Source organism: Leptolyngbya cf. ectocarpi LEGE 11479 (genome assembly GCF_015207065.1).
Taxonomy (GTDB): Bacteria; Cyanobacteriota; Cyanobacteriia; order Phormidesmidales; family Phormidesmidaceae; genus Leptothoe; species Leptothoe ectocarpi.
In genome coordinates, this window is the sequence record NZ_JADEXP010000340.1 from 1 (window position 1) to 6,955 (window position 6,955).

The following is a 6,955-nucleotide window of genomic DNA, read 5'->3' on the forward strand; positions in this document are numbered from 1 at the left end:
GACTATTGGACGCCAAAAAAGGCAGCTTCGTTGTTTGGCTGGGCTGGGCTGGGCATGGTGATTGTCTCTGCGATTGGGGCAGTGATAGCGATCAGAAAACGCTGTCCCAACTGTGGCCAGCTGGCCCTCAAGCGCACAAATCGAGTTGTTAAAAAAGCGACCCGATATAGCTATGGTACAAGAGAAGTTAGTCATACTTGTCAACGGTGTAACTACGATCGCAGATTTAATCGATCCATTCCCCGTAAATCATCGTCTAGTTCAGGTTCTGCTGGCGTCTGGGGTGGACACGACAGTGGCGGCTGGAGCGGTGGCGGCGATAGTGGCGGCAGTGGATGCGGCGGCGGTGGCTGTGGTGGCGGTGGATGCGGTGGCGGTGGTTAATCAATAAATACGGTTTTGACTATGAACTCTCAACAAACAGAGCTTTACAACCGGCTTCAGGCCTATTCCCTCGACCAGCCAGGAGCCCAGTTCTCCTTTAGCCAACGCTTAGCCCAAGAAAATTGTTGGTCGTTTGCCTATACCTGCAGAGTAATCGAGGAGTATAAAAAGTTTGCGTTTTTAGCAGTGGCTGCCGGTCACCCAGTTACCCCGTCCGATCAGGTGGATCAAGTTTGGCACTTACATCTCACCTATACCCGCTCCTATTGGGAAACATTTTGTCCAAAAATTCTACAAACATCGTTACACCATGAGCCTACCCAGGGGGGAGGAACCGAGCATGGCAAATTTGTTGATTGGTATACAAACACCCTAGCGAGCTACAGACACTTTTTTGGGGAAACTCCACCCAAGGATATTTGGTCTGAACCAGGGGATCGCTTTGGGCAAGAGCTGGAATTCGTACGGGTTAATCTTCAACGAAATTGGCTGCTGCCCAAATTTTACTGTTGAGTTAATAACAGCACCTTAGATCCCTGCTCATAATCAAAGGCGTCCTCAATTACATATCTTGTTTTAATCTGTTGCTCAAAACGAGGATATGCCTGATCCTTGACCTTTAGCACCAGCCACAGACGCTCGGAGATATCTGGAAAATTATCTAACCAGGTGCTAATCTCAGCATCTGTACTTATCCCCCGAGTTTTGTTCTGATAAAACTCAGTCGAACCCTGATAATAATGGTTAAGGATAATCCTTTGTGCAAAGAGACCCCAAACAACTACATCCTGAGGCTGTTCATATTGCTCAATGGTTTCGACGATAAATTTGTAATCGGGTCTATCCTGAACGGTGTAGTATCGCACCAGACCACCGCTAACAGCGATGAGATACGCTAAGGCGATGGCGATTGCTGCAATTCGCCACTGACGCCATAGTCGACTCAGGCCAGCTGCAAGGACGAGAAATAGATAGGGACTGACAAACAGCAGATATCGATTGACCCAAATGGGAACCGATAGATAGGAAAAAAATAAAATGGGTACCAGCGGTATGACAAACCAGGCACTTGCCCACAGTACTTGCGGAGATTTATGTTTTTGAATCAGGGCTGCGCCCATTAAACCGGCGACTAGGAATGTAAATAGTTTGTAGAAGGTGGCTGCGATCGCATTTGCTTGGACTGCAAACGGCCAAACCGTCCAAAACTTTAACGTTCGCACCACATTATCTAAACCAGGTGGCTTGCGACCAGGATGATGGGAAGCATAGGTAGAATCAGGAGAGGTCTCATACAGAACTGACAATACGCAGGGAGACCACAGCAAAAGTAGCAACGCCAGCCATTTCCCAAAGCGTATAAGTGCCGCCCGTTGCTGACGAAAGCGCAGCCAATAAATCAAAACATCAGGTAGTAGTAACGTGATGTTGAGCGGTACAGTCAATGTTGCTAGCAATCGAAATGCGCACCAGCCCGCCAGCAATGCATGGCTAGGAGGAGCCTCCGACTGTTTTTCTGTCAATGCCCGAGCCAGACAGAGGGTCCCTGCCACACCCATGCAGACCGACAGCGCATACATTCTGACCTCTTGCGCATGGTTTAAAAACAGAGGAGATAGACTCATCAGAGTTGCTGCGATCAGCCCTTCGGTTTCTCCAAAAAGCCGCCGACCCAAGCGGTAAAGCAGAAAAACAGCAATCAATGCAAAGATCACTGATAAGCTTCGCAGCCAGGCATCACTACTGCCAAACTTCATCCACACCATGAGCAAGATGTAATAAAGCGGCCTCACCAGGTTATTGGCGATTGATTGCGTCGGCAAGACCTGCGCATCCCTAATGCTAGTCAGTTCATCCAGCCATAATCCTTCTCCATTAATGCGGTAAAAACAGAGGACTGTTGCCAGGATTAGTACTAAGGTAATTGGCAACCATTGGGCAATCTGCAGTCCAGAATTCTGACGCTGTTTGCCAACGGGGCTCATCTGATTAAGGTTCATTGACTGTGTTCTTTAAGCGAAATGATTCAAGATGCTAGCCCGAGCAGATGTGGTTCTAACAGTAGGTGGATAAATGCTTCTTAAAGCTTAAATACTAAAACCCAAGCTTTTCGCGAATGCGATAAATGGGCTTATTCTGGGATTCATGATAGGTCCTCATCAACAACTCCCCCAGTAGACCAAAGCAGAACAGCTGAATTCCTGAGAGAAATAGAACAACGGCTAGCATCAGTAGGGGACGATCGCCAATGGCCTGATGTAATATAAACTTGACAAAGACAAGATAGGCTGCCAAAAGAGAGCCCGCTGAAAGTGACGTCATTCCTAACACGCCAAACACATGCATGGGACGAGTTAAAAAGGTTTTCATAAAATAGACCGTCAATAAATCCATCATCACCCGAAATGTTCTGCCCAGGCCATATTTGCTTTTACCAAAACGGCGAGGATGATGACGCACCGGAATTTCTGTAATTCTTGCCCCTTCAATAAAGGCTAAGGCTGGTAGAAAGCGATGCAGTTCTCCATAGAGCTTTAGATCTAAAACAAGTTCAGACCGGTAGGCTTTGAGAGAACAGCCATAGTCATGGAGCTTTACCCCCGTTACTTTACCAATTAACCAATTGGCAATTTTTGAAGGCAATAATCGAGTGAGTGCAGCATCCTGTCGCTGTTTACGCCATCCGCTTACCAGATCGTAACCGGCTTCAATCCGATCTAAAAGCAGTGGAATGTCCTGCGGATCGTTTTGTAAATCTCCATCCAGGGTCACAATGATTTGGCCTTGGGCATGTTCAAAGCCAGCTGCCATTGCTGCCGTTTGGCCATAGTTGCGGCGTAGAAGAATGGCCTTAAGCTGTGGATAGGTGGTAGCTAATCTCTGCAGTAAGTCTGTTGAGCCATCACGGGAACCGTCATCTACACATACAATTTCATAGGTGTAACTCTCTCGACTGAGAATCTCAGAAATACGTTCGACTAGATTAGTAAGATTCTCAACCTCATTGTAGATTGGGACAATAACAGATAAATAGAGCTGTGACTTTGATGAGTCTGATTCAGTGTTAGAGATACATTGCTCAATCGGATACTTGTCATCAAGTACTCTGTTTTGAGCTGACAGTGAAACAGCCATCTTTGATCTCCTTAAGGGTTTATATTGAGAATTAATAAGAGTTTTAGTGGATTTTCAGGGGCTTTTAGAGATCAAACGTTTGCTCTGCAATCTATTTGACTCTTCACACGTCTTCCTTTTGATTGAATTATCTTTGAATCTTTTCTAGAAATCAAGCCTTTATATATTTTTTGATTAATCAAATTCCTTTTATATTAAAGAAATGATGAACTTGTTTTTACTCTTCTTGTTTTTGCGCTTGAAGAATTACTTTGAACTAGCTTTTTTAGCGATTAATATTCTTTAAAGAAACATCAGTAGAGTCAATGTTTTCTGAAAAGAGTGTCGATGTTTGTAGGGTTGACTATTGAGCCTGGCTGAGGGGCTGTTTTGAGCGCATTGTAAACCCGATAACAATTATACTAGAGACCATTAATCCGGTTGCAATCGGTAATCTTAAGCCATTCAGCATCAGGGAGGGAATAACTGCTACTAGCAGACTCATGGCTGAAACAATTAGCAATTTCTGGCTCACGTTACGATATCCAATGCGACCCATTAAAGCCAGTCCTGAAATGGCAAAAATGATTTCACTCAGTAGCGTGGCTAATGCAGCCCCGGTTGCTCCGATCAAAGGAATCAAAATCCCATTGGCGATAATGTTAGCCATAACGGCTGCCAGCAAGATAGGAGGGAGAAATCGCTCTCGTCGGGTGGCCTGTAGTAAAAATAGAACCAGGGAAGCAAACATTTTCATTGCTAAACTTGGCAATAAGATGGCCAGTGAGTCGATGGATGATAAAAAACCTTGCCCATAGGTCAACTGCACTAAAAATGTTTGCCCCAAACCGGCAATGGTAATGACGGGTAGAACAAGGATCAATAGAAAGTAGGTCGTCTTTTGAATTTGGTCGGGCAGTTGTTCAGGCGCTTCTGCATAGCACCTCGAAAACTTTGTTAGAGCGACATAAAAAATAACACGGGGCAGAGCTGAGAAAATCTCAATCAGGCTATAGGCAGCCCCATAAAATCCAGTCTCTGCTGAAGGGGCAATTACCTTCAGCATTAAAATATCGATTTGATAGTATAAGACCCATAAAACCCCCGATAATGCAAAGGGATAGGCCATTTTTAAGGCCCGTCGAAAGCCTGTGAGCGTAATCGGTGATGTAATCGTTGTCTGACGTTTGAGATAGTAAAATAAGCAGATAATATCGACAAGACGGACAAACGCCATGGCTGCGACGACCCCAGCCAGGTTATTGGAGGTGATTAAAACTAGACCTCCCAGTAAGAACATGGCTAAACGTTCGACTGTTACAGAAATAGTTTCGCTACGAAAATTACCTAATCCTCTAAAAACTGCGCGCAGTGTTTGTTTCCCACAGCGGCAGGCACCGGCAACCACCACAAAATAACAAATAACTATGCCAATCCCTTCAAAATTTAATAGCTTGGCAATGGGTAATAGGACAATCAGAACGCCTAAAAAATTGAGGCTCTCTATCAGTAAAAAAATGGAGGTGGATTTTGGACCTTCTGTAGGATCTGCCGCAATTTCACGCGCGAGTAGGTCATGGAGTCCAAACTGAATAAAGAAAGCGACAATACCGCCCAGTGCCGTGGCCGCTGTAAAAATTCCGTACTGTTCTGGTCCTAGGGTACGCCCCAGAATCATATAAAAAACAAACGTTAGACCGAGTGTGGCCTCTCCCAAAAATGCATAGACATAGGAAAAGTCAAAACGCTTTATCAGTGCCTTTAATCCTTGACTATGCATTGGCTTGAGCCTTGTTATACCAGGCAAATGTTTTGCTTAAGCCTTCCTCTATCCCGATGTGGGGAGCCCAATTCAGCTCTTTCTTTGCTTTCGATGAGTCAAATCTCAGGCTCTTATATTTAGAGATAACGCCGTACTGGGAAAACGTGGAACTTTTGAGGAGACCAACAGTTTTTAGACGATCTACCAGGAAGGCCGCTACGATAAACAGAAAAAATGGGATAGGCAATGTGGGGAACTGGCTTCGTGTTGCGGCCATAAATTTATTGAGATATTCTCGCTGAGTGATCTCACTGTCATCAACGACCTGATAGATTTGACCAACGGCTGTTTCACTCACCCCTGCTAGCCGAATAGCTTCAACGGTATTTTCGACATAGGTAAAGGGAAGCAGATTAGTACCTTGACCAATCAGCAAAAAGATTTTGTTCTTAAGAAATTGACCAATGTGGGGAAACATCACTCGACCCCGTGGGCCATAAATGAGACCTGGGCGAATAATGGTGACCGGTAAGCCTTTGCCGTAGTACTGTAGAACGATTTTCTCGGCTTCTACTTTTGAGCGGCAATAGGAGCCAACCTTTTCGGGGGTGGGGTCACAGGGTCGAGTCTCGTCAATGATGGCATTTCTCTTGAGTCCATACACCTGGTAAACCGCTAAAGAGCTGATGTGGACAAAGCGTTGAACGCCAGCTGCCAGGGAAACTTCTAACATTCGCTGTGTCCCTCTCACCGTAATGTCTTCATAGTTAGCCCATGAGCCGCCCATGGCTGCTCCCAGATGATAAACAACGTCAACACCGTCTACTGCTGTCTTCAGGGAGGTTTGATCAGATAAATCTCCATAGACAATCTCCACGTCCTGTTGCTGCAGCGATTCCACCTTGGCGGTAGGTCTGGCCAGAATTCTGACCTGGTCGCCTGCTTGCATGAGCTTGGCAACTAAATGGCCGCCGAGAAATCCTGTCGCTCCTGTTACTAAAACCTTCATAATTAATGCCTACTGTGGACTGCACATGGAATTTAAGCACTATGGGTGATTACCCCTGTTGCCAGATTTCGTTAATAAATTTGACTACAGCCCGACCCTCTTCTCCAGTCACAGGGGGGCGGGTCCCGTCATCTAGGCTTTTATAAAATTGCTTGATTAAGGGGGCAATATCTCCCGGAGCCCCTACCCTCCCAGTAGCGACCTTAAAGGCATTGATAAAGGTGTTAAAGAAGAGCTGTCGAGATTGGTCCAGATTGTCGGCAATCCTGAGCAGCTTTTTGGGCAGGGCACGATTTTTGCGCACAACGCTCACCATGTTGGAAATATTGAGATGGATGGTCATCTCCGTGGCGTAAATGTTGATCGTAAAACAGTCTGGCTTTGTGCCCAGGGAGACTGACAGAGTGCCAGTCGCTTGACCCGCATCAATCAGAACCCTGAGTTCATCGGGTAAGCCATCGGGTAGGGTACCGCTGTTTAGAGTAATTGGGGTTGAGGTGACGGGAAGGGGTAAAAATCGCAGCAGAATAGAAAGCGGATGAGCGACGGAGTCTAGCAGTAACCCTCCCGGCAGACGTAAATGCCAGGAGTTTTGTGACTTGGGATCAAACCCAGGAATCCGATTTACATCAAAGCTATAGCAGGCATCAACGTGGAGGATTTTTCCGGCCTGTCCTGTTTGGCTA

7 protein-coding genes are annotated in these 6,955 nt (G+C 45.9%); 2 read left to right on the top strand and 5 right to left on the bottom strand.

All coding sequences use genetic code 11. The features are described from left to right. Positions 1-172: 172 nt before the first annotated feature. A complete protein-coding gene (locus IQ260_RS25005) occupies positions 173-391 on the top strand; it encodes a hypothetical protein (RefSeq protein WP_193995797.1) in 219 nt (72 codons plus the stop codon). A 14-nt stretch (positions 392-405) separates the two neighbouring features. Next, positions 406-897 (top strand): glycine-rich domain-containing protein, encoded by a 492-nt coding sequence (locus IQ260_RS25010; protein ID WP_193995798.1) that lies wholly within the window; start codon positions 406-408, stop codon positions 895-897. Here the strand turns inward: IQ260_RS25010 and IQ260_RS25015 are convergent. From IQ260_RS25015 to IQ260_RS25035, 5 genes are all read right to left on the bottom strand, one after another. After that, complete coding sequence (locus IQ260_RS25015; protein ID WP_193995799.1) at positions 888-2,384, bottom strand: glycosyltransferase family 39 protein; 1,497 nt, start codon at positions 2,382-2,384, stop codon at positions 888-890. The genes IQ260_RS25010 and IQ260_RS25015 overlap by 10 nt on opposite strands. Positions 2,385-2,478: 94 nt before the next feature. Next, on the bottom strand, positions 2,479-3,519 hold the full coding sequence (locus tag IQ260_RS25020; protein WP_193995800.1) for a glycosyltransferase family 2 protein: 1,041 nt from the start codon (positions 3,517-3,519) through the stop codon (positions 2,479-2,481). A gap of 343 nt (positions 3,520-3,862) precedes the next feature. After that, positions 3,863-5,278 (bottom strand): flippase, encoded by a 1,416-nt coding sequence (locus tag IQ260_RS25025; protein WP_193995801.1) that lies wholly within the window; start codon positions 5,276-5,278, stop codon positions 3,863-3,865. Next, positions 5,271-6,269 (bottom strand): NAD-dependent epimerase/dehydratase family protein, encoded by a 999-nt coding sequence (locus IQ260_RS25030; RefSeq protein ID WP_193995802.1) that lies wholly within the window; start codon positions 6,267-6,269, stop codon positions 5,271-5,273. The genes IQ260_RS25025 and IQ260_RS25030 overlap by 8 nt, the downstream gene beginning before the upstream one ends. A gap of 49 nt (positions 6,270-6,318) precedes the next feature. Then, the coding region (locus tag IQ260_RS25035; RefSeq protein ID WP_193995803.1) for a Gfo/Idh/MocA family protein at positions 6,319-6,955 on the bottom strand (637 nt) is incomplete at its 5' end.